Below are 22,642 nucleotides of genomic sequence, written 5' to 3' on the forward strand. Positions count from 1 at the left end.
CGGGCGCTCCCGCACACTCCCGGCCGTCAGGGCTTCCCGCGCCGGCGGCGCCGGCGTATCGCCCGCGTGACCACGGGCGGGAGGACGTCCGCGGCGAGCCGGCGGGCCCGGCCCGCACGGCGTGCCGCGGAGACCGCGGGAGCCGCGGGGGCGGGCGCGGCGGCCCCGCCGTGTCCGGGGGAGCCGGCGGGCCGGGCGGCCTCGCCCGGCGACGGCCGGTCCGCGAAGCGGGACACCACGGGACGCGGTGCCTCGGGCCTGCCCGAGAAGCGCAGGAGCCGCCGGCCCGCGACGTCCTGGACGCTGATCCTGGTGTCGCCGCGCCGCCGCATCTCCGCCAGCAGTTCGTCCTGGAGCGGCTCGGGGTCGTCCCAGGTGCCGTAGAGCTTCTGTGTGCTCAGGCAGACGGGGCGCAGACCGCCGTTGAAGACGGCCTCCCAGGCGGCGGCGGCCACCCCCGGGGTGTGTTCGGAGCGGAAGTCGTCGAGCACGACGACGCCGCCCGGCGCCAGGGCCTTCCGCGCCGTCTCGATGTCCCCGGCCACGTGTTCGTAGAGGTGCGACGCGTCGACGTGGACGAAACGGCAACTGCCCGGGGTGATACGGGCCGGCAGGACGGAGGTCGGCGCCTGGACGACATCGGGGAGTTCGTCGTGGAAGGCCAGGTAGTTGGTGTCGAAGGCGGCCCGGGTCAGTGACGCGTACGACTTGCGGGCCTCCGCGGCGTTGTGTTCGTCCGCGGCGGGGGTGTCGAAGAGATCACAGACCGTGAAGCGTTCCTCGGGGCGGCGGAAAGCACCGGTGAAGATGGCACTCTTCCCCAGGTACGCGCCCATCTCCAGGAGGTCTCCCCGCTGCCCGGTGCGGTCCTGGCGGGTCAGGAACCAGGCGAAGAGGACCTGGTCAAGGCTGGGGAACCAGCCCTTGACGTCATCGAGGCGGAGCGGTGCCGTCATAACTGCTGCCCTCACTGGCGGGTGGGAGGAACGGGACGGCTGCCCACCGTAGGGGGCGGTGCCGGGGGAAAAGCGTCGCCCGGACGTCCCCGGTGTGGGGTTTCGGTGCCGCTTCGGGCCGCGGCTCAGCGAGGCGCGCGACCGGGGCAGGGCGGCCGCCGCCGGCCGGCGGCGCAGATGCCGCGGGCCTCAGCGCTCCAGTGCCGCCCGCATCACCTGGCGGGCGATCGGGGCCGCGTTGCCGCCGCCGCTGATGTCCGCGCGGTCGGCCGCCGCGTCCTCCACCACCACGGCGACCGCCACGGCCGGCTCGTCGGCCCCGTCCTCCCGTGCCCAGGAGATGAACCAGGCGTACGGGATGCCCTCGTTGCCCACGCCGTGCTGCGCGGTGCCGGTCTTGCCGCCGACCTCCGCGCCGGGGAGGGCCGCGTTGGCGCCCGTGCCGTTCTCGACCACGTCGCGCATCAGTTCGCGCAGCACCTCCGCGGTGCCGGAGTCCATCGTGCGCTCGTAGGTGCGGGGGCGGGTGACGGCCACGGTGTCGCCCTCGGAATCGGTGATCCGGTCGACCAGGTACGGCTTGCGCAGCTTCCCGTCGTTGGCGACCGCCGAGGCGACCATCGCCATCTGGAGCGGTGTGGCGGCGGTGTTGTACTGGCCGATCGACGACAGGGCGAGCTGGGCGTCGTTCATATCGGTGTCGAAGACCGATGCGGCGACCCGGGCGGGAACCCGCAGACCGTCGTCGTTGAAGCCGAACTTCTCGGCCGTGTCCACCATGCCGTCGAGCCCGACCTCCACGCCCAGTTTCGCGAAGACGGTGTTGCAGGAGACCTCCATGGCGTGGCGCAGGTCGGCGTCCTCGCAGCCCCGCGCCTCGTTCGTCAGATCCGTCCGGGTGCCGGGCAGGGTGTACGGGGCGGGGGTGTCCGTCGGCTCGTCCACGTCGGTCACCACGCCCTGCTCCAGGGCGGCCGCCGCCGTCACCACCTTGAAGACGGAGCCGGGCGGGTAGGTCTGGCGGAGGGCCCGGTTGAGCATCGGCTGGTTCTCGGCGCCGGTCAGCCGCTGCCAGGCGTCGACAGCGGCGTCCCCGTTCCCGGAGATCTGTTCGGGGTCGTAGCTCGGGCTGCTGACGAGGGCGAGGATCTTGCCGGTGTCCGGTTCCAGGGCGACCACCGCGCCGCGTGCGCCGCCCAGACCGTCGGCGGCGGCGCGCTGGACGGCCGGGGCGATGGTGGTGTGGACGTCTCCGGCGGGTTCGCGCTCGCGGGTCAGAGCGTGCCAGAGCGGGAAGACGGAGAGCCGCGGGTCGGCGCCGGAGAGGATGTCGTCCTCGGCGTCCTCCAGGAGCGTGGTGCCGTAGATCTGCGAGGCGTAGCCGGTGACCGGTGCGTACAGCGGACCGTTGGCGTAGGTGCGTTCGTAGCGCAGCCGCTCGCCGGTGTCGCGGGAGCCGGTGACGGGCTCGCCGTCGACGAGGATGTCGCCGCGCGGGGCGCTGTAACGGGTGATGGTCTTGCGGCGGTTGGCCTGGTTGTCCTCGTACTCCTCGGCGTCGATCACCTGGATGCGGGAGGCGTTGAGCAGCAGGGCCACCAGGAGGAGCAGGAAGAAGGCGGACAGATGGCGGATCTGGCGGATCACGGCCTCGCCTCCCCGGAGGCGCCGGCGGGGCCGGAGCCCCCGGGCCCGCCGGGGCCCTCCGGGGCGGCCGGTGGCGGGGCGGGCCGGCGGGCCGTGTCGCTCATCCGGATCAGCAGGGCCACGATGATCCAGTTGGTGACGACGGAGGAGCCGCCCTGCGCGAGGAACGGCATCGCCATCCCGGTGAGCGGGATCAGCCCCATCACCCCGCCCGCGATGACGAAGACCTGGAGCGCGACGATCGAGGCCAGGCCGACCGCCAGCAGCCGGCCGAAGGGGTTGCGCTGGGCGAGGCCCGCCCGCAGCCCCCGTTCCACCAGCAGGGTGTACAGCAGGAAGATCGCGAAGAGCCCGGTCAGCCCCAGTTCCTCGCCCGCCGTGGCGAGGATGAAGTCCGATTTCGCGGCGAAGCCGATGAGGACGGAGTGCCCCTGGCCCAGTCCGGTGCCGAGGACGCCGCCGGAGGCGAAGGCGAAGTAGGTCTGCGCCAGTTGGCTCGCGCCCTCGCCCGCGTCGATGGAGGCGAAGGGGTGCAGCCAGTCCTGGACCCGGCTGTGGACGTGGGGTTCCAGGGATCCGACGGTGACGGCGCCCGCGGCGGCCAGCAGCAGCCCGACCGCGATCCAGCCGGTCCGGCCGGTGGCCACGTACAGCAGGACCACGAAGAGGCCGAAGAACAGCAGCGAGGTGCCGAGGTCGCGTTCCAGGACGAGGACCCCGACGCTGGCCAGCCAGATGGTGAGGATCGGGCCGAGCACCCGGCCGGTGGGCAGCTGGAACTTCCAGATCCGGCGGCCGGTGTAGGCCAGGGCGTGCCGGTTGACGGCCAGATAGGCGGCGAAGAAGACGGCGAGCAGGATCTTGGCGAACTCTCCGGGCTGGAAGGAGAGACCGGCCACCCGGATCCAGATCTTGGCCCCGTTGATGGCGGGGAAGAAGATCGGGACGACCAGCAGGACGAGCGCGGCCGCGACGCTCAGATAGGCGTAGCGCTGCAGCACCCGGTGGTCGCGGAGGAACAGGACGACGGCGATGAAGAAGCCGGCGCCGAGGGCGGACCACACGAGCTGGGTGGGGGCGGCCTCGTCGGCGGGGGTGGCGAGGTCGAGGCGGTAGATCAGTACCAGGCCGAGGCCGTTGAGCAGCACGGCGATGGGCAGCAGCAGGGGATCGGCGTAGGGGGCGCGCAGACGTACGGCGACATGGGCGAGGAGGGCGAGCAGCCCGAGGCCCGCTCCGTAGCCGGCGGCACCGGCCGGCACGGTGCCGTCGGTGGCCAGGCCGACTTCGACATAGCCGTAGACGGCGATCAGGACCGCCCCGGCGAGCAGGAGCAGCTCCGTACCGCGTCGCCGGGGAGTCCGCACCGGGGGCGGGAGCGCTTCCGGGAGGCCGTCCGGGTGCGCTCCCGGACGGTCCGAGGGGGGACCCGCTGTCGATGCGGCCATGACAGAGAACGTAACAAACTTGGTGGTGAATTGTCTGTTATGCCGTCAGATATGGTGCCGTGCGGCTGAGTTGCCGCGCAGGCCGTCCTACCCGCGCCTCGTCCCCGTACACACCGCCAAGGCGCGGCGCGCCGCCGTGTGCGGCGCCACGCCCCCCGCACGCCGGGCGTGCGGGGGGTGCGGCGTCCTGCGGGCGGCCGGTGCGTCAGCGCCGGCGCGCGGTCAGCACCAGCGCGGGGCCGGGCCGATGTTCTTGATGTAGCGGGCCGACGCGAAGGCGTAGTGGCCGTCCTTCAGCACGTACCAGCGGTTGTTGCCGTCGATGTTCTGGCCGCGGACCTTGCACTTGATCTTCACGATGGCGCCGTACGGCTTGGAGCCGACGACGTGCCCGCGCTGGTTGGGCGCGCTGCGGAGCAGCAGGCCGGAGTGCGCGATGATCTTGCCCTTGTAGTAGTGGTGGTGGTGGTAGCCACCGCCGGCGGGGGTGGCGGGTGCGGCGGTGGCCGCGGCGGCGGGGCCGGCGGCGGCGAGGGTGGCGATGGCGCCGGTGGCGACGCCGACCGCGATCTTGCGGAACTTGGACTGCAGCATCTGCGATGCCTCCTGTGGAGGGGAGGGCCCTGTCCCGGAGGGGCGGGGCGTAGATTTTCCGGTGACCGGCTGGGTCCCACGGACAGCGTTGGCCGTGATCAACCGGCATGAATGACGCTAAAGCGGACACTCTGGGCTCGCAACCGGTCACGCTCCGGCGCGGATGCGGCAGGGGGTCGTCCGGGAGGGGCGCACGGTCGGCGCGAGGCCCGGAGCGGGGCCGGTGGGGCGGGGTGGCGGGGCGGGTTCACGGCTGGGGCGCGGCGCGGGCTGGATGTCCTCTTCCGGAAAATCTCCCGGGGTGGCCGCAGGCGGCGCGAAGGTTCCAGGGGAGATTTCCCAGTTCAAAGCCGAGCTGGTTCGCCTGGTGGTGGGTGAGGCCGCCGGACGGAGCCGGGAGGGGCGCTCCGGTTATCGGAAGGATCCGGAAGATTTGTTGAGCGGAGCGAACGTGTGGCGCGGTGTCGGCCGGTCGTTGAAGCATTCACGCAGGTAAAGCCCCAACTCCGGTTATGGCGGCGGTGTTTCGCCGTTGAAAAACTTCCGGAAACAAGCGTTGACGCTGGCTTGTGACGGGAGCCATACTCCGGATCGATCGACTGCCGTTCACGGAACCGGCCGCTCACATCCCCGGCCGGCTTCGTGGCTCGCCGGCCGATCGCACCCACCACGCCCGGACGGTTCCTCCACCCCCGTCCGGTCCCCGGAAGAAGGGGCAGTAATGATCAGGAAACCGTTAGCCGGACGCAGAGGCCCACGGCGGTCCATGCGCCACGTACTCGTCTACGGCGTGGCCGCCCTCCTGGGCTCGACCGGCGTCGTCGCGATGTCCGGCACCGCTCACGCCGCCGACACCCTCGGCGCCGCGGCCGCCGAGAAGGGGCGCTACTTCGGTACCGCCGTGGCCGCCAACCGCCTCGGCGAATCGCAGTACGTCCAGACGCTGAACCGGGAGTTCAACAGCGTCACCGCCGAGAACGCCATGAAGTGGGACGCGGTCGAACCGTCCCAGAACAACTTCAACTTCGGCAACGCCGACCGCATCGTCAACCACGCCCGGCAGCAGGGCATGGACATCCGCGGCCACACCCTCGTCTGGCATTCCCAGCTCCCCGGCTGGGTCAGCAGCCTGGGCAGCGCCGACCAGGTGCGCAGTGCGATGCGGAACCACATCAACCGGGTGATGGGCCAGTACAAGGGCGAGATCCACTCCTGGGACGTGGTGAACGAGGCGTTCCAGGACGGGAGCAGCGGCGCCCGCCGCAACTCCGTTTTCCAGCAGCGGCTCGGCAACGGCTACATCGAAGAAGCCTTCCGCATGGCCCGTGAAGCCGACCCCAACGCCAAGCTCTGCTACAACGACTACAACACCGACGGCCAGAACGCGAAGAGCAATGCCGTCTACAACCTGGTGCGCCAGCTCAAGCAGAACGGCGCCCCGATCGACTGCGTCGGCTTCCAGTCCCACTTCAACCAGCAGTCGCCGGTCCCCGGCGACTACCAGGCGAACCTGCAGCGCTTCGCCGACCTCGGCGTCGACGTGCAGATCACCGAGCTGGACATCCAGAACGCCCCGAGCGACAGCTACAGCCGTGTGGTGCAGGCCTGCCTGGCCGTCGAGCGCTGCACCGGCATCACGGTCTGGGGAGTCACCGACAAGTACTCCTGGCGCAGTGAGCAGAACCCGCTGCTCTTCGACGGCAACTACAACAAGAAGCCGGCGTACAACGCCGTCCTGTCGGCCCTCGGCGGCAGCAGCTCCGGCGGTGGCGGCGGTGGCGGTGGCGGCGGCACCGGGGCCACCTGCACCGCGACGTACGCCGAGACCAACCGCTGGGGCGACCGCTTCAACGGCCGGGTGACGGTCACCGCCAACGGCGGCACGATCAACGACTGGACGGTCACCGTGAATCTCACCTCGCCGCAGAGCGTCTCCACCACGTGGAACGGCACCCCCAGCTGGAGCGGCGGCGGCACGGTCATGACGATGAAGCCGAACGGCAACGGCACGCTGTCGTCCGGCTCCTCGACGAGTTTCGGGTTCACCGTGATGGCCAACGGCAACTGGTCGCAACCACGGGTCGGCGGCTGCACGGCCGGCTGAGCGGCCCGCACCGACGGCCCGGCCGGCCGGTTACCTGACCGTCCGGCCGGCCGGGTCCCCGCCCCGCGCGCCCGCCGTCGCTCCCCGGCCGGGGCGGCCCCGCGATGACAGCTCCGCCCGGCCTTCCGGTGGTTCCACCGAAGGCCGGGCGGAGCTCACTGCCGTCACGGCGTGACCGCGGGTTACCCAGGTGCCGGGCACCCGGCACGCCACTCCCGCGGAACCGGCCCGCGGCACACCGGAATAGGACAGGTGTCCGACAGAATCCAGCAGTACGGGGGACAGCGGCCCGATCCGGCAGCCGGCTCCCCGGCACCGCGTCCATGCTGAGCCCGTGACTCAGTATGACGAGCAGAACCCCGCGTACCGGACCGTCCGAGTGACCGCGCTGGAGAGCCCCGTCGCGGCCATGGCGGACCTGGAGGCGTGGGAGGCGCGAGAGACGTACCCGGAGATCCGCTCGGCCGGCGCGCCGGTGTTCGGGATCGCGCGGGAACGCGAGCAGGGCGGCTGGGAACTCCGCCCCTACTTCTGCGACACGGCACCCCAGGGTTCGCGCGACGGCCTCGGCGCGCACTTCCGCCTGACGGCCCGGGACGCGGAACAGGCCGGTGACGAGGCCGCGCGGGACGAGTGCCTGCGGGCCGCCGAACGGCTGGACTGGGAGCCGCTCGACGAGATGACCGTCCTGGGCGTCCGCTACCGCGTCGTCCGGGCGGAGCGGTTCATCCGCATGGGCCCGGACGGCCCCGAACCGCCGCGGCCCTCCGACCCGGACCCGGCCGCGCCCGGCGAGTCCGGCGAGATCCCGGACCCGTCCGCCGGCTTCGTGATCGACACGACCACCGCCACCGGCATGTCCGAGGGCATCCTCAAGACCGAACTGCTGGGCATGGTCCGCGCGGCCGGCACCGTACCGCCGGACATCCGCGCCGACTCGCTGCGCGCCGCGCGGACGCACCCCGGAGGCGTGCTCCTCCCCCCGACCTTCATGATCGCCGAGGACTCGGACGGCCACTGGCGGCCCGAATCGGACGGCACCTCGACCACTCCGCAGGCCGCCCGCGACGGGCTGGCCACCCACTGGCGCGGCCCGTTCTTCCCGCAGCTGCGGAAGCTGACCCCGGAACTGCGCGCAGAGTACGCGGCCGCCGCCGGCCGCATCTCCTCCGGCCGCCTGGACGAAGTGACGGTGGCAGGCGTGCGCTACCGGGTGGCCCGGGTCGAACGCCTGGTGCGCGTCGGCCCGGACGGCCCCGAGAGCCCCCGCCCCTCCGACCCGGACCCGGAACCGCCAATCAAGATCCACGTCCAGCAGCTCAAGGAACAGGGCCTGTGGGAGGAGGACGACGAGGACTGACGGCAGGGAGGACTGACCGGCCCCGCAGCGGCCGTGACATCCGCCGGGGTGGGGGGACATCCCCACCCCGGTTCACGGGACCGCCGAATGGCGGTTTCGCCGTACCGGATTGTGCCTCAGCGACTACGCGGTCAACCTCCGCACCGTCCGCACCCCGGCCCGCGCCCGGCTGTTGGGGCGGGCCCCACACCACCCGCGGGTCCGGCACCGCCTCCCCGGGCCCGGGAGGCGACATCGCCCTCGCCCGCTCCCACGAGATGCTGATCCAACTCCACGGCGTGCCCGCCGCCCGGCTCCTCCCGGGCGGTGACCGCCTCTGCCCGGGGAGCGGGCCCCGTCCAAGCACCCGGGGGCGAACGGCAGCCGCCACTCGCTTCGATCCCTTGACGTCAGGGCGAGATCAACACATCCGTCCCGGCCACCCGTGCCCGCGCGGCCCGACGGGCGTCACCGCAGTTGGTCGAGGAACGCGTTCCAGGCGGTCGGGCTGAAGCGGATCACGGGGCCGCCGGGGCGCTTGCTGTCGCGGACGGGGACGGTGCCGGGGATGTTCCCGGCGACCTCCACGCACTCGTTGTTGCCGCCGCTGTAGGTGCTGCTGTGCCACATCGCGCCTGACAGATCCGGCGTGCTGCGGACTGCGCTCTTCATGGTCTGTGCTCCCTGGCCCGGCGTTGGATGACGGCACGGGACTCCACCGGGGACAGCGCCGTCGTGCGCACGGCGTCGAACAGCTCCCGGTACCGGGCGACTTCTGCCTCCCGTCCGAACCACATCGAGCCGGTCGGATTGTCGGCCAGCACCACGTCGAGCGCCCCGTCCTCGGGAAAGCCCAGTACTACATACGGGCCGAACATACTCGCATGCGCGCCACGGGAGAACGGCAGGATCTGGACCGTCACATTGGGACGCTCGGAGCCGGCCAGGAGATGCCGCAACTGCGCCCTCATGACCTCGGGACCGCCGACTTGCTGGACGAGAACGGCCTCCGAGAGAACAGCCCAGAACCGCAGAGGAGAGTTGCCGGTCAAGCGTTCCTGACGGGCGAGACGCACACGGACGAACTTCTCGATCTCGTCCGCAGTCTGCCACTGCCGCGACGCCACGGTGACGGCCCGGATGTAGTCGGGTGTCTGGAGCAGGCCCGGTACGAGCTGGGCCTGGAAGGTGCGGAGGTCGCGGCCGTGACGGTCCGGGCCGGGCAGCGCGTACGGGTCCGGGACGGGTGGCGCACCGTCCGCGCCGTTCGCGGCGAACCGTACGCCTCCGGCGGGCTCGCCGTGGTGCTCGCGCTCGACGAGGGCCCGTCCCTGCGGCTGCCCGCGGCGGAACCGGTGACCGTACGGGACGGCGGCGACGCTCCGTCGCCCTCCCGGCCCTAGCGGGGAGGGGCCCGGGGTCCCCGGGCTGGGGTCCCCGGGCCCGGGTGACCCTCAAAAGCCCGGCATTTTCGGGTGGTGCCGGCTGCGCCGTTCTCCGCACGTGGGGGAGGATCATGTCCACCCGTCGTCGTTCCCGTGGCACCGCCACCGCACGGCGCGGCGGCACCGCACGGCGCGGCGCGGCACCGCACGGCACCGCACGGCACGGTACGGAACCGGAACCGGCACACCCCAACGGGCCCTCGGGGCCCCGGACCCAGGAGAGCGAGCCCATGAGCGCGAGATTCCAGGAACTCGACTGGCGTCCGACGCCCATGGGGGAGATCAGCCTGCGCCGCCGCCGCCATCCCGCCTCGGACGCCGATGTGTACGAGGTCAAGCTCAACGACGAGTGGCTGATGTCGAGTATGTTCACGGCGGGGGAGACCGCCCTCGCCGACCTCGGCCTGGCGTCGTGCGCGGGCGGCGAACTGGACGTCGTCGTCGGCGGCCTCGGTCTCGGGTACACCGCCGACGCGGCGCTGAAGGACGAGCGCGTCCGCTCGCTGCTGGTCGTGGAGGCCCTGGACGCGGTCGTCGAGTGGCACCGCGAAGGGCTGGTGCCGCTGGGTGAGCGCCTGACCTCGGACCCGCGCTGCCGTCTCGTCCAGGGTGACTTCTTCGCGGGGGCGGCCGGCGCGGACGGCTTCGATCCCGAGGCGCCCGGCCGCCGTTTCCACGCCGTGCTCCTGGACATCGACCACTCGCCGGAGCATGTGCTGCACCCGGCCCACGCGGACTTCTACCGGCCCGGGGGTCTGCGCGCACTTGCGGCGCATTTGCACCCCGGCGGGGTCTTCGCGCTCTGGTCGAACGACCGGCCGAGTGAGGACTTCCGCTCCGCGCTCGCGCGGGTGTTCCCGGAGACCGAGGCGCGGATCGTCACCTTCGACAACCCCCTCCAGGGCAACACGGCCTCCTGCACGATCTATATCGCGCGGCTCCGCTGAACCCTGGCGCCGCTGGACCAGCCAGGTGCCCTTGCACACATCTTCGGCCGGCAGCTCCCGGGCAGCGATCCACAACAGCGTGGAACCCGCGGCGGCCGCCCGGACCCGCACCGCCCGGGCGGTGTCCGTCCGGGTACGAATGCCCGCGGGTCATGCCGCGCTATGGTCCGTTGAGCCACTCCAGCCGCTGGCCGTGCGGTCCTGTTAGTGCAAGCGGCTCCTCGTCCATTGCCAGGACGAACATCAGCCGGTCCTGCGGAACAGGGTGGTGCAGGCGCTGCTGGACCGAGGGCAGCGCCCCAACGGCCTCGTTGGAGATCCAATGCGCGTGTTCGCCACGCACCGTCTCGGCGAATGCCTCGCGTTCCGGGGCGGACAAGTAGTTCAGCACGGCGCTGTGGAACACCACAGGCGTGGCCCCCGCAGGCGCCCGCGCCAGCAGCTCCCGGACCGCTTCGTTGAGATCGCCGCGGATCAGCAGCGGCGGCTCCGCCGCGGCCACCTCGACGGCGCCTTGGAGTGTGCGCAGCCGGCGGGTCTGCCCCGGCCAGATGAGACACTCCAGCCAACGCACGTCCTCGCGATCGCGCACGTCCAATGGATGCAGATCGATGCCGGCCCGCCAGACGACCTCGGGCGGCACCGCGGGGAGTGGCACCTCTCCTCGTGTTTCGCAGGTGAGCGTGACGGGACTCGTGTCGGACCCGATGCGGGTCCGCCCGTCGTAGACGTAGCGGTATCGATCCGGGTACAGGCAGAGCCCGGCGGAGGCTCCCACCTCGATCAGCGCGAGCGGCTGGGGAAGCCCGGCGAGCACGGGCAGCAGGGAGGCGCATCTACCGGGTTCGTTCGTCTGTGTGCGCCGTTCCAGAATCGTCGCGCGTACCCGTGGCCAGTGACCGATGGTCCAGGTCCTGAAGGCCGAATAGCCGGTGACTGGTCCACCGAGGAATCTCACGGATGCCAGCAGGAGGTTGGGCTGGCGCTTGGGTTGCGGGAGCAGATCGATGAGGGCCGGCAGCTCGGGGTCGGCAGCGATCCCTTCCGCCAGTTCCACGTAGGTCGTTGAGTGGCCCCCGGCTTCCTGCGCGGCGAAATCGCGGTACCGCTGTCGGGTGTTCATCGATACGCCAGCATAGGGCGGACCCGGAACCCAGGGCGCGCCACCTGGTTACCGGGTGATTGCTGTACGGCGGCGCCGGCGGCTCTCCGGCCGGCCCGGCGGCGAGTGGGCAGCACCCGGGGCAACGCCGAGTCCGGTTTCATCCGCAGCGGACGACGCGGTAGCCGGTAGCCGGTAGCCGCGGCCGGGGGTCCGTGGGCCGGCCCCTTCACCGGACGTCCGACGACGCCAGGACGATGAAGGACTCCAACGCGTCCTTGGCCCGGCCCCCTTGGGCGCTGAGTTCCGCCTTGGACCCGGCCCGGGGGATCTCCGAGGTCAGCTCGTAGGCGTGGCGGGCCGCCTCCACCACCGTGGCCGCGCTGGCTGTGAGCTGGACGCGGAACAGCGCGTGCAGGGCCGTGCCGCGCAGGCGGTGGGCCTCCAGGCGGGCCTCGAAGTGCGCCGGGCCGTCGGGGTCCTCGTCCCGGCGGTGCCACCGGTCGTACTGTCCGCGCCGGAAGTCGGCCACGGCCCCGGCGAAGTCGCTGTAGACCTGCATGCGTTCGGCCCGCAGCTGCTGCGCGGCGGCGAAGTCCTGGGCGCGGCGGTCGGCGGTGCGCTGGAAGAAGTGCGTCACGGCGGAACCGAGCAGGGTTCCGATCACGGCGATGAGAGTCGGGAGAGTGGCGTCCACGCGGAGCAGGACACCACAGACCCGCCTGCCGCGGGCCCGGTTCCGGACGAGTGGCGCGGGCCGGCACAGCGCCGTCCCGCACCGGGGCCGCGGCCTGCCCGTCGCTCCGCCTGCCCGCCTGCCCGCCTGCCGGCCTGCCGGCAGGGCGGCCGGGCGGCAGGGGCTTCCGTGTCCGCCGTTCCGTACGGGGGCGGCGAGGCTCAGACCATGGCCGCGGGGGCCACGGGCGACTCGGGAGTGGCGGGCTGGTACGGGATGCGCGGTACCGCCGGACCGGTGTCCGTGCCGGTGTCCTCGGCGGTGCCGGGCCCGGTCTCCACGCCGCTCCGGGCCCGGAAGGGGCACTGCCAGTCGGCCGGCTTCCGGCTGCCGGAGTAGCGCCGGGCCTCGGACAGCTGCTCGTACTCCTGGAGATTGGGGTTGATGTCGCCCTGCAGCTTGATGTCCTGCTTGCGGATCTTGTCGGCCAGCCGGTCCCACATCCCCGCGGCCTTGATCCGCTGGAACTGCACATGGGAGTTGAAGGCCAGCATGGGGAACGGCGGGCGCCGGCCGAGCCGGACGTGGTTGGGGTGCAGCCCGATCACGAAGAAGGGGTGCCCAGCGACGCTGAACGCGAACTCACCGGACTGGGCGTCGGAGGAGTAGCCCGGGGCCCAGCGGTAGGTTTCCGCGTCCTGCTCGTGGAGTTCCTGGAGCTGCTGCCAGAGGTGCTGCTCGAATCCGGCCTCGTCCAGGTCGCGCGGGCCCTCGAAGGTGGCGATGAAACTGGTGAAGGAGCGGGAGCCCCAGTCGGCGGACCCCACGAACGCTTCGAGGTCGAGGGCCAGGAGGCGGGCGGACTCGCCGCCGCCGAACCGCTCGTAGTGACGGTGTGTGATGCCGCCCTGACGCCAGGCGGACCGCCCGGCCAGACAAGAAAACCTGTCGCCCAGCAGAAACTTCTCAACCTCTGCACGCGCAGAAACGTTCACGGTTCGCCCTCCTTCCGCCACATCCCACGCGGAGGGCGATCAATTCCGGCATTCAGGTCCAAGGCGTCCGCCCGGCACACACATCAAAAACCGTGCGATCGCGCAGGTCAAGAGCGTGTTGGGGCGGAGAGAGACGGGTCCCTCCCCCGCGGTTGACGGAGACGCCACGGCCATTGTGACGGCGCGAAGCCGATCAGCGAAATCCGCTGGCCGGGAGCGCCCTCCGAAGGGCTTCCGGCGGGCCGCTCCGCGGGGCCGGACGCGACCCGGTGTGGTCGGCCGCGTGCGGGGCGCGGACACGGAGAGTGAAGAAGTGTGCCCCCCCCGGAGAACGGCGAGGGGAACGGCGACTGCTGCCCCGCGCAACGCCGCCGGCGCGGGAACTCGCGGTTCGGAGGCGGAAGAGCCCTGGAAGGGGACGGGAACGGCCGGGAAGGAAAATGTCAGGTGCGTGACACTGCTGCCGGGTACCGTGCGCGTATGGATCACGCGACCGGCGGCACCCGGACCGATCGCCGTGCCCTCGCAGCGGCGGCCGTGACGGTGGTGCTGTGGGCGTCGGCCTTTGTCTCCATCCGCGCATCGGCAGAGCATTACGCTCCGGGCGCGCTCGCCCTGGGGCGGTTGCTGATCGCCTCGCTGGCGCTCGGCTGTGTCTTTCTGATCAAACGCGGCACGCTGCCCGACCGCAGGGCCTGGCCGGGGATCGCGGCGTCCGGCGTGCTGTGGTTCGGCGTCTACATGGTCGCGCTGAACTGGGGCGAGCAGATGGTGGACGCGGGGACGGCGTCCCTGCTGGTCAACATCGGCCCCGTGCTGATCGCCCTGTTCAGCGGCTGGCTCCTGAAGGAAGGGTTCCCGCCGCTGCTGCTGGCCGGAATGGCCGTCTCGTTCGCGGGGGCCGCGCTGGTCGGCCTGTCGATGTCCGGAGGCGGGCCGTCGTCCCTGACAGGTGTGCTGCTCTGCCTGGCCGCCGCCCTCACCTACGCCGCCGGGGTGGTCGCCCAGAAGCCGGCGCTGCGCTGGGCGAGCCCGATGCAGGTGACCACCTTCGGATGCTTCACCGGCGCCGCCGTGTGCCTGCCGTTCGGCGGCCAGTTGCTGGCGGAGCTGCCCGAGGCCCCGCTGACGGCGACGCTCAACCTGGTCTACCTCGGCCTCTTCCCCACCGCGCTGGCCTTCAGCACCTGGGCGTACGCGCTGGCCCGGACGACGGCCGGGAAGCTGGGCGCCACGACCTACGCCGTCCCCGCGGCCGTCGTGCTGATGTCCTGGATCACGCTGGAGGAAGTGCCCGGCTGGCTCACCCTGCTGGGCGGCGCCGTCTGCCTGGCCGGTGTGGCCGTCTCCCGGCTTCCGTCCCGGCGGCCGGCGGCGCCTGCTGCCCCGGCTGCTCCCGCGCAGCCACCCGGGCCCGTCGCGGAGACCGCCGCGGCGGACGGGACCCCGGGCGCCCGCGGATGAGGCGCCGGCGGAGGAGCACGGAGGGAGCGGCGCGACGAGCGCCCGGCGCGGGCGGACATGCCACAGTGATCCGAGCCCTGTCCCCGTCCACGGACGCGTATCACGGGAGGAACCGGCATGAGCCGCTCCGCTGACGAGCAGCACCGCAAGGCCACCGAATTCCGGGCCCTGCACACCGGACCGCGGCCCTTCGTCGTCCCCAACCCCTGGGACGCGGGCACCGCCCGCCTGCTGGCCGGGATGGGCTTCGCGGCCCTCGCCACCACGGGTGCCGGCTTCGCCTACACCCTCGGCCGGCCGGACGGCGCGAACGCGGTCGGCCGGGACGAGATCCTCGCCAACGCCCGCTCCATCGCCGCCGCGACGCCGCTGCCGGTCACCGCCGACCTGGAGAGCGGCTTCGGCCGGACACCCGGTGAGGTCGCCGAGACCATCCGGCTGGCCGCGGCCGCCGGCCTGGTCGGCGGCTCCGTCGAGGACTCGACCGGGCGGCCCGACGACCCGGTCCGCCCGATCGGGGAAGCGGTGGAGCGCGTGGCCGCGGCCGTCGCCGCCGCCCGCGAGCTGGACTTCCCCTTCACCGTGACGGCACGCGCGGAGAACTTCTTCCAGGGCCGGCCGGACCTGGACGACACCATCCGCCGCCTGCGGGCCTACGAGGAGGCCGGCGCCGACGTCCTGTACGCCCCGGCCCTCCCGGACGCCGACGCCGTGCGAGCGGTGTGCTCCGCCGTGGGCAAGCCCGTGAACGTCCTGATGGGCGGGCCCCTGCGGCTGTCCGTCACCGAGCTCGGACAGCTCGGCGCCCGCCGGATCAGCGTCGGCTCGTCGATGGCCCGGGCCGCGCTCGGCGCGCTGCTCCGGGCCGGGAACGAGATCAGGGAGCGGGGCACCTTCACCTTCGGGGCCGGCGCCCCGCCCTACGCCGAGCTGAACGCCCTGCTGGGTCCGGGCGGCGATCCCGCGCCGTGAGCGACTCCACCGCCGGTGCCGCGCCGGCCGCCGCCGGCCGGGGGGAGACCGCCGTCGCCGCCGCGGTGAACCGTTCGACCGGCGCCGCGTGACGGCAGCGGGACCGCGGGGGAGGGCAGGCCGGTCCCCGGTCCCCGCGGCGGGAACACGCCCCGCGGCGCGCAGCGCCGGTCAGCCGGTGCGCCGGTGGCGGGGCGCTGCGAGCCGTTCACGCGTGGCCCGCGCTACGCGCCCGCGGCGGCCCGCCTCCTGGTCCAGGACGCCCGCCCGGACGCCCGCCCTACGCACCCCCGGACGGCTCGGCGGAGGGCCCGGCAGGAGGCCGGTCCGGCGACGACGCGTACCGCGTGCGCAGCTCGCGGCTGATCCCGAACGCCGCCGCCGTGACCGGTACGGCGAGCAGCACGCCGACGATCCCGGCCACGGCGGCGCCCGCGGTGAGCGCCACGAGGACGACGGCGGGATGCATCCGCACGGTCCGGCTCTGGACCATCGGCTGGAAGATGTTCCCCTCCAGTGTCTGCACCACGAGCACCACTCCCAGCGCCCACAGCGCGATGGCGAGACCCCGGTCGGCGAGAGCGACCAGCACGGCCACCGTCCCGGAGGTGAAGGCACCGAGATAGGGGACGTAGGAACCGATGAAGACGATGGCGCCGAGCCCGAGGGCCCCCGGCACGCGCAGGACCAGCAGCCCCGCGGTGATGCAGACCGCGTCGATGAGCGCCACCACGGTGGTGCCCCGCATGAACCCCTCGACGCCCTCGAAGGCCCTGCGGGCCATCGCCTCGACGAGGTCGGCGCTGCCGTGCGGGACGAGCGAGCGCAGAGCGCCGGCGGCCCGGTCGGAGTCGCGCAGGAAGAAGAAGAACAGCAGCAGCGCGAGCACCGCCATGCCGAGCGCCTGGACGACCCAGCTGACCCCGGTGACGACACCGGAGGCGGCCGTCCCGCCGAATCGGCCCAGCATGTCCACGGCGTTGGCCGCGAGGTCCTCCAGCGAGGTCCCGGACGCGCCGAACTGATCGGCCAGGTCCAGCACCGCCCTGCGCAGGGAGGCGACGATCTGGTCCCAGGTGTCGACCAGCGCGATCGTGACGACGTACCCGGCACCGCCGACCGCGCCGAGGACGGCGGCGCACGTGAGCCCCGCGGCCACGGAGCGGTTGACCTTCGCCTTCACGAGCCGCCGGTGCAGGGGGAGCAGCAGCGCGGTGCCGAGCACGGCGAGCAGCACGGGGACGACCGCCGGCCGGAACACCTCGATCAGCCGGATCGCGATGTAGACGACCCCGGAGACCAGCAGGATCACGGCGCACCAGGCGGCGAGCCGGCGGACGGGTGTCGGTAGCAACTGCACGCCGCCCAGCGTACGCACCGGCCGCACCGCTCCGGGTGAGCGGCCCGCTCGGGCGGCACCGCACCGGCTCCGGGCCCCCGGCCGCCCAGGAGCTGACGGGGCGTCGGGCGTCCGGGCGTCCGGGCGTCCGGGCTGCGGAGCCCGTGGCCGGTCGCGAGTCGTCCGCTCCTCCGGCGGGCTCGGAGCGGAGTGCCGAAGACCCTTGTGCCTTTGGAGGCGATCGCACCAGGGCTTGTCGAGGACAAGGGCTTATGGAGGCGGCATCCGGGTAGCCGAGCGGATCGGCGGGAAGCGGCCGCGCCGTCGCCTCCGCGGCTCCGGAACCGGACGCCGCGGCCCGGAACCTCCGGGTACGGGCCCGCGCCGCGCCCTGCGGCAGGCGCGTTGCCGCACGGCGCGGTGTCCGGCGTGTCCGGCGGGCGGCCGGGGGCGCCGGGAGACGATGAACGTTCCCCGGGCGAGGACGGGACGGGCCGGGCCGGAATGGAGGGATCAGTGGACCAGCGGGTCACAGCCGCGCAGCGGGGGGTTCGGGCACCGGGCCGCGGACGCGGGGCCGCCCATGCCGGCCGCGAGGGGGAGGCACCGGATGGGGCGGTGCCGGAGCGGGCGGTGCCGGATGGGGCGGTGCCGGAGCGGGCGGTGCCGGACGGAGCCGTGCCGCACCGGGTCGTGCCGGACGGGGCCGTGCCGGACGGGGCCGTGCCGGACGGGGCCGTGCCGGACGGGGCCGTGCCGGACGGGGCCGTGCCGGACGGGGCCGTGGCGGACACCCGGCGGCGGATCCCCCGCACCGACGCGGTGCTGCGGGACCCCCGTCTGCTGGCGGCCGCGGACCGGCTCGGTCCGGCACCGGTGAAGGCGGCCGTCCACCGGGCCCAGGCCCGGGCCCGGGACGGGCGGGTGCCGCCGGAGCAGGTGGCCGATACGGCGGTCGCCCTGCTCCCGCGCACGGCGAGCGGTCTGCGGCCGGTGATCAACGCCACCGGAGTGCTGCTGCACACCAACCTCGGCCGGGCACCGCTGTCACCGGCCGCCCGGCGGGCGGTGCGGGAGGCCGCCGGGCCGACGGATGTCGAGCTGGACCTGGCGACCGGGGTGCGGGCCCGCCGGGGCCGCACCGCCCTGGCGGCCCTCCTCGCGGAGGTGCCGGCGGCCGCCGCCGCGCACGTCGTCAACAACGGCGCCGCCGCGCTGGTCCTGGCGGCCACCGCGCTGGCCGCGGGGCGGGAGATCGTCATCAGCCGGGGCGAGATGGTGGAGATCGGGGACGGCTTCCGCCTGCCGGATCTCCTGGTCTCCACCGGAGCCCGGCTGCGCGAGGTGGGGACCACCAACCGCACCACCGCGGCCGACTACGCCGCTGCCGTGGGCCCGGAGACGGCGTTCATCCTCAAGGTGCACCCCTCCAATTTCCGGATCACCGGCTTCACCCGCGTCCCGGGCACCGCCGAAATCGCCCGGCTGGGCGTCCCGGTCGTCGTCGACACCGGTTCGGGACTGCTGGCCCCCCATCCGCTGCTGCCCGGGGAGCCCGATGCCGCGACGGAGCTGCGGGCGGGGGCCTCGCTCGTCACCGCGAGCGGCGACAAGCTGCTGGGCGGACCCCAGTGCGGACTGCTCCTCGGCACGGAGGACCTGGTCCGTGCCGCGTCCCGGCATCCGCTCGCCCGCGCCCTGCGGGTCGACAAGCTCACCCTGGCCGCCCTGGAGGCGACGCTGACCGGGCCCGGCACACCGACCGGGGAGGCGCTGGCCGCCGATCCGTCCGCCCTGATGCGCCGCGCCGAGCGGCTGGCCGCCGCGCTGGGCGCCGAGGGCCTGGACGTACGGGCCGTCGAGAGCGCCGCGACGGTCGGCGGCGGCGGTGCTCCCGGTGTGACGCTGCCCGGCGCCGCCCTGTCGCTGCCGGAACGGTACGCGGCCGCGCTGCGCACCGGGCCCGTCCCCGTGGTGGGCCGCCTGGAGGCGGGGCGGTGCCTGCTCGACCTGCGGGCGGTGCCGGAGGAGGACGACGAACGGCTGGCCGGGGCGGTCCGGTCGGCCATGGCGGCGGGGAGGCGGGCGGAATGCGGGTAGTGGCCACCGCGGGACACGTCGACCACGGAAAGTCGGCCCTGGTGCGGGCGCTGACGGGGATGGAGCCCGACCGGTTCGAGGAGGAGCGGCGCCGGGGGCTGACCCTGGACCTCGGGTTCGTGTGGACCCGGCTGGATCCGCCCGGCCCGCCCGTCACCGGCGGTTCCGGGGACCCCGTCGGCCCGCGCGGCCCGCGCGGCCCCGCCGGGGAGCACATCGCCTTCGTGGACGTGCCGGGGCACGAGCGGTTCGTCGCCACCATGCTGGCCGGCGTCGGCCCCGTGCCCGCCGTGCTGTTCGTGGTGGCCGCCGACCAGGGCTGGCAGCCGCAGTCGCAGGAGCACCTGGAGATCCTGGACGCGCTCGGGGTGCGGCACGCCGTGCTCGCCGTGACGCGCAGCGACCTGGCGGATCCCGAGGCCGTGCGGGCGGACGCCACGGAACGCCTGGCCGCCACCTCCCTGGGCGCGGTGCCCTCCGTCGCGGTGAGCGCGGTCACCGGCAGGGGGCTGGACCGGCTCCGCGCCGAACTGGCCCGGTTGGCCGACGCGTTGCCCGACCCGCCCGCCGACGCGGACGTCCGGCTGTGGCTGGACCGCGCCTTCACCGTGCGCGGCCGCGGCACGGTCGTCACCGGCACCCTGGGCGCGGGCACGATCAGGACCGGAGACCGGCTGGTGACGGGGGACGGCACGACGGCCGTGCGGGTGCGCGGGCTGCAGTGCCTGCAGAGGGACCGCTCCGAGGCCGGCGGCGTGGCCCGGGTGGCGGTGAACGTCCACGGCGCACCCAAGGACGTACTCGGCCGCGGCCAGGTGCTGCTGACACCGGACCGCTGGCTGCCCGTCACCCTGACCGACGTGCGGATCGGCGGAACGCCGGCCGGGGAACTGCCGCGGACGGCCACCCTGCACATCGGCACCGCCGCGGTCCCCGTGACCGTGCGGCCGCTCGGCGCGGACACCGCCCGCCTCACCCCGGCCCGGCCGCTGCCCCTGCGGGTCGGTGACCGGGCCGTTCTGCGCGACCCGGGTGGGCGGCGCGCGCCCTGCGGCGTGACGGTCCTGGACGTGCGGCCGCCGCGGCTGGGACGGCGCGGCGCCGCCCGGGCCAGGGCCGCCGAACTGGCGGCCATGAGCGGCCGCCCGGACGCCGCGGCGGAGCTGCGGCGGCGCCGGCTCGTCCGCCGCTCCGAACTGGCGGCCATGGGCGTGCCCGCCGCGGCCCCGCCCGTGGCCGGGGACTGGCTGGCCGAACCGGCGCACTGGGCGGCCCTGCGGGACCGGCTGGCCGCCGAGGTCGAACGGCATGCGGAACGGCACCCGCTGGATCCCGGCCTGCCCGCCGAGGCGGCCCGGCACCTGCTCGGCCTGCCCGACCGGGCCCTCGTCGACGCGCTGGCCGGGAGCCCCGGCGACGGGCGGCTGCGGAGCGTTCAGGGGCGGCTGTACGGGCCCGCGAGCGAGGGGCCCGTCCTTCCACCGCCCCTCCGGGAGGCCGTCGAGGCCCTGCGCCGGGAACTGGAGGTGTCACCGTTCGGCGCCCCGGAGGCCGGCCGGCAGGCCGAACTGGGGCTGGACCGCAAGGCGGTGGCCGCCGCGGTGGCGGCGGGCGCGCTGCTGCGGGTCGGCGACGGCATCCTGCTGCTGCCCGGAGCCGACGACCGGGCCGCCGGGATCCTGCGCGGACTGCCGCAGCCGTTCACCCTGAGCGAGGCCCGCAAGGCCCTCGGCACGACGCGCCGCGTGGCCGTGCCGCTGCTGGAGTACCTGGACGCCCGGGGCCACACCGAACGGGTGGACGACCGGCACCGGCGCTGCCGGACCGGCGCGGGGAGCGATGCCCGGACCGGCGCGGGGAGCGATGCGGGGACCGGTGCGCGGGCGGATGGGGGGACCGGTACGCGGACCGGCGCGGGGAGTGATGCGCGGACCGGCGCGGGGACCGGTGCGCGGAGAGACGCCCGGACCGGTGCGGGGAGCGGAGGCGGACGGGAATCGAACCCGCCTGCCCGAGATCCTCGGACACCTCGGTTTTGAAGACCGGGAGGGCCACCAGGCACCCACACGCCTCCACCGCCCGCACAGGCTACCGGACGGCCCGCGGGCGCCGGCCACCGCAACCCCGCCGCCCGGCAGCCGACTTCGACCATCCCCGGACCGCGCCCTCCCCCGGCCCGCTTCCCCGGGCTCCGGGGCCGCGTCCTCTCCGGGCCGCGCCCTTCCCGGGGCCCGCTTCGCCGGGCTCCGGCAGGCCTGGTCTCCGGGCTCCGGCAGTCCCGGTCCCCGGGCTCCGGGACCGCGCCCTCCCCGGGCCGCGCCCTTCCCGGGGCCCGCTTCCCCGGGCTCGGGCACTCCTGGCCCCCGGGCTCCGGCACCTCGGGCGCCTGCCCCGGGCACCCGGCCCGGACACCCGCACCGACCCGTAATCCCACCGACCCGTAATCCCACCGACCCGGCACCCCACCGGAAGGACCAGACATGACCCTCGCGAGCGACACCCCCGTACGGCTCACACAGCTCGCCCACGGCGGAGGCTGCGCCTGCAAGATCCCGCCCGGTGAACTGGAGGACGTGCTCGGCGGCCTGACCGGGCCGGCGCCGGAGGCGGCGGGCGCTCCGCTCCTCGTCGGGCTCGCCACCGGCGACGACGCGGCCGTCGTGTCGCTGCCCGCGCCGGGCGGCGCCCCGGCCCGGGCGGTGGTCACCACCGCCGACTTCTTCACCCCCGTCGTCGACGACCCCTACGATTGGGGCCGCATCGCCGCGGCCAACGCCCTGTCGGACGTGTACGCGATGGGCGGCAGCCCGGTCGTCGCCGTCAACCTCCTGGCGTGGCCGCGCGACGTGCTCCCGTTCGACCTCGCGCGCGAAGTCCTCCGCGGCGGCCTGGACATCGCCGCCGAGGCGGGCTGCCACGTGGGCGGCGGACACAGCGTGGACGACCCGGAACCCAAGTACGGCATGGCCGTCACCGGCGTGGCGGACCCGGAACGGCTGCTGCGCAACGACGCCGGCCGGCCCGGCCTGCCGCTGTCGCTCACCAAGCCGCTCGGCCTCGGCGTCCTGAACAACCGGCACAAGGCCACCGGCGAGCGGTTCGAGCAGGCCGTGGCCACGATGACGGCCCTCAACCGGGACGCCTCGGCCGCGGCCCTGGCGGCCGGGGCGCGCTGCGCCACCGATGTCACCGGTTTCGGCCTTCTGGGCCATCTGCACAAGCTGGCCCGGGCCTCGGAGGTGACCGCCGTGATCGACACCGCGGCCGTCCCGTATCTGGACGGGGCCCGGGAAGCCGTGCGGGACGGCTATGTCAGCGGCGGCACCCGGCGCAACCTGGACTGGGTGGCACCGTTCACCGACTTCGGGGACACCGGAGACGGGACGCGCCTGCTGCTGGCCGACGCGCAGACCTCGGGCGGGCTGCTGGTGGCGGGCGAGGTGCCCGGCGCCCCCGTGGTGGGAGAACTGGTGCCGAGGGGCGCGCACTCCGTCGTGCTGCGCTGAGCGCGCGC

16 protein-coding genes, 1 tRNA gene and 2 pseudogenes are annotated in these 22,642 nt (G+C 74.1%); 8 read left to right on the forward strand and 11 right to left on the reverse strand.

Annotated features, from left to right (window positions below; translation table 11 throughout):
* Nucleotides 1-26 precede the first annotated feature (26 nt).
* The 4 genes from KBZ10_RS05400 to KBZ10_RS05415 all read right to left on the reverse strand — a co-directional run bounded on the left by KBZ10_RS05400 (nucleotide 27) and on the right by KBZ10_RS05415 (nucleotide 4,645).
* Nucleotides 27-956: a class I SAM-dependent methyltransferase gene (locus tag KBZ10_RS05400; RefSeq protein WP_210986318.1), complete on the reverse strand. Its 930-nt coding sequence runs from the start codon at nucleotides 954-956 to the stop codon at nucleotides 27-29.
* Nucleotides 957-1,145: 189 nt separating this feature from the next.
* Entirely contained in the window at nucleotides 1,146-2,603 is a 1,458-nt protein-coding gene (locus tag KBZ10_RS05405) for a penicillin-binding protein 2 (protein WP_210986319.1), read from the reverse strand.
* A complete protein-coding gene (locus tag KBZ10_RS05410; RefSeq protein WP_210986320.1) occupies nucleotides 2,600-4,051 on the reverse strand; it encodes an FtsW/RodA/SpoVE family cell cycle protein in 1,452 nt (483 codons plus the stop codon). The genes KBZ10_RS05405 and KBZ10_RS05410 overlap by 4 nt, the downstream gene beginning before the upstream one ends.
* 222 nt (nucleotides 4,052-4,273) lie before the next feature.
* The gene (locus KBZ10_RS05415) at nucleotides 4,274-4,645 is read right to left on the reverse strand and encodes an SH3 domain-containing protein (RefSeq protein WP_210986321.1); all 372 of its coding nucleotides are present in this window, start codon (nucleotides 4,643-4,645) and stop codon (nucleotides 4,274-4,276) included.
* A 766-nt stretch (nucleotides 4,646-5,411) separates the two neighbouring features.
* Here KBZ10_RS05415 and KBZ10_RS05420 point away from each other — a divergent pair.
* Together KBZ10_RS05420 and KBZ10_RS05425 are read left to right on the forward strand one after the other, a co-directional pair.
* Complete coding sequence (locus KBZ10_RS05420) at nucleotides 5,412-6,749, forward strand: endo-1,4-beta-xylanase (protein WP_247701825.1); 1,338 nt, start codon at nucleotides 5,412-5,414, stop codon at nucleotides 6,747-6,749.
* A gap of 334 nt (nucleotides 6,750-7,083) precedes the next feature.
* Nucleotides 7,084-8,109 (forward strand): DUF5954 family protein, encoded by a 1,026-nt coding sequence (locus tag KBZ10_RS05425; protein ID WP_210986323.1) that lies wholly within the window; start codon nucleotides 7,084-7,086, stop codon nucleotides 8,107-8,109.
* 447 nt (nucleotides 8,110-8,556) lie between these two features.
* On the opposite strand, the gene KBZ10_RS05430 is transcribed toward KBZ10_RS05425, so the two are convergent.
* Together KBZ10_RS05430 and KBZ10_RS05435 are read right to left on the reverse strand one after the other, a co-directional pair.
* Nucleotides 8,557-8,760, reverse strand: a complete 204-nt coding sequence (locus KBZ10_RS05430) for a DUF397 domain-containing protein (protein ID WP_210986324.1) — start codon at nucleotides 8,758-8,760, stop codon at nucleotides 8,557-8,559.
* Nucleotides 8,757-9,284: pseudogene (locus KBZ10_RS05435) on the reverse strand (DUF5753 domain-containing protein); the annotation flags it as partial. The gene KBZ10_RS05430 and the pseudogene KBZ10_RS05435, both read right to left, overlap by 4 nt.
* 479 nt (nucleotides 9,285-9,763) lie before the next feature.
* Here KBZ10_RS05435 and KBZ10_RS05440 point away from each other — a divergent pair.
* Nucleotides 9,764-10,480: a spermidine synthase gene (locus KBZ10_RS05440; protein WP_210986325.1), complete on the forward strand. Its 717-nt coding sequence runs from the start codon at nucleotides 9,764-9,766 to the stop codon at nucleotides 10,478-10,480.
* A gap of 160 nt (nucleotides 10,481-10,640) precedes the next feature.
* Here KBZ10_RS05440 and KBZ10_RS05445 read toward each other — a convergent pair whose 3' ends face one another.
* From KBZ10_RS05445 to gntA, 3 genes are all read right to left on the reverse strand, one after another.
* On the reverse strand, nucleotides 10,641-11,603 hold the full coding sequence (locus tag KBZ10_RS05445; RefSeq protein WP_210986326.1) for a DUF2332 domain-containing protein: 963 nt from the start codon (nucleotides 11,601-11,603) through the stop codon (nucleotides 10,641-10,643).
* 208 nt (nucleotides 11,604-11,811) lie between these two features.
* The gene (locus KBZ10_RS05450; protein WP_210986327.1) at nucleotides 11,812-12,279 is read right to left on the reverse strand and encodes a hypothetical protein; all 468 of its coding nucleotides are present in this window, start codon (nucleotides 12,277-12,279) and stop codon (nucleotides 11,812-11,814) included.
* 200 nt (nucleotides 12,280-12,479) lie between these two features.
* On the reverse strand, nucleotides 12,480-13,253 hold the full coding sequence (gene gntA, locus KBZ10_RS05455; protein WP_210986328.1) for a guanitoxin biosynthesis heme-dependent pre-guanitoxin N-hydroxylase GntA: 774 nt from the start codon (nucleotides 13,251-13,253) through the stop codon (nucleotides 12,480-12,482).
* A gap of 480 nt (nucleotides 13,254-13,733) precedes the next feature.
* Here gntA and KBZ10_RS05460 point away from each other — a divergent pair, with 480 nt between their 5' ends.
* A complete protein-coding gene (locus KBZ10_RS05460; protein ID WP_210986329.1) occupies nucleotides 13,734-14,717 on the forward strand; it encodes a DMT family transporter in 984 nt (327 codons plus the stop codon).
* A gap of 117 nt (nucleotides 14,718-14,834) precedes the next feature.
* Nucleotides 14,835-15,689, forward strand: a complete 855-nt coding sequence (locus KBZ10_RS05465) for an oxaloacetate decarboxylase (RefSeq protein ID WP_210986330.1) — start codon at nucleotides 14,835-14,837, stop codon at nucleotides 15,687-15,689.
* Nucleotides 15,690-15,969: 280 nt separating this feature from the next.
* Here the strand turns inward: KBZ10_RS05465 and KBZ10_RS05470 are convergent, their stop codons facing one another.
* A complete protein-coding gene (locus KBZ10_RS05470; protein WP_210986331.1) occupies nucleotides 15,970-17,049 on the reverse strand; it encodes an AI-2E family transporter in 1,080 nt (359 codons plus the stop codon).
* A 762-nt stretch (nucleotides 17,050-17,811) separates the two neighbouring features.
* Here KBZ10_RS05470 and selA point away from each other — a divergent pair.
* Together selA and KBZ10_RS05480 are read left to right on the forward strand one after the other, a co-directional pair.
* The gene (gene selA, locus KBZ10_RS05475; protein WP_210986445.1) at nucleotides 17,812-19,128 is read left to right on the forward strand and encodes an L-seryl-tRNA(Sec) selenium transferase; all 1,317 of its coding nucleotides are present in this window, start codon (nucleotides 17,812-17,814) and stop codon (nucleotides 19,126-19,128) included.
* A pseudogene (locus KBZ10_RS05480) lies at nucleotides 19,119-20,954 on the forward strand (SelB C-terminal domain-containing protein); the annotation flags it as partial. The gene selA and the pseudogene KBZ10_RS05480, both read left to right, overlap by 10 nt.
* Before the next feature lie 155 nt (nucleotides 20,955-21,109).
* Here KBZ10_RS05480 and KBZ10_RS05485 read toward each other — a convergent pair.
* Nucleotides 21,110-21,202: transfer RNA gene (locus KBZ10_RS05485), tRNA-Sec, on the reverse strand.
* Nucleotides 21,203-21,608: 406 nt separating this feature from the next.
* On the opposite strand from KBZ10_RS05485, the gene selD reads away from it, so the two are divergent.
* Nucleotides 21,609-22,634: a selenide, water dikinase SelD gene (selD, locus tag KBZ10_RS05490; protein WP_210986332.1), complete on the forward strand. Its 1,026-nt coding sequence runs from the start codon at nucleotides 21,609-21,611 to the stop codon at nucleotides 22,632-22,634.
* Nucleotides 22,635-22,642: the final 8 nt, after the last annotated feature.

The organism is Streptomyces sp. F63, assembly GCF_018070345.1.
GTDB lineage: Bacteria > Actinomycetota > Actinomycetes > Streptomycetales > Streptomycetaceae > Streptomyces.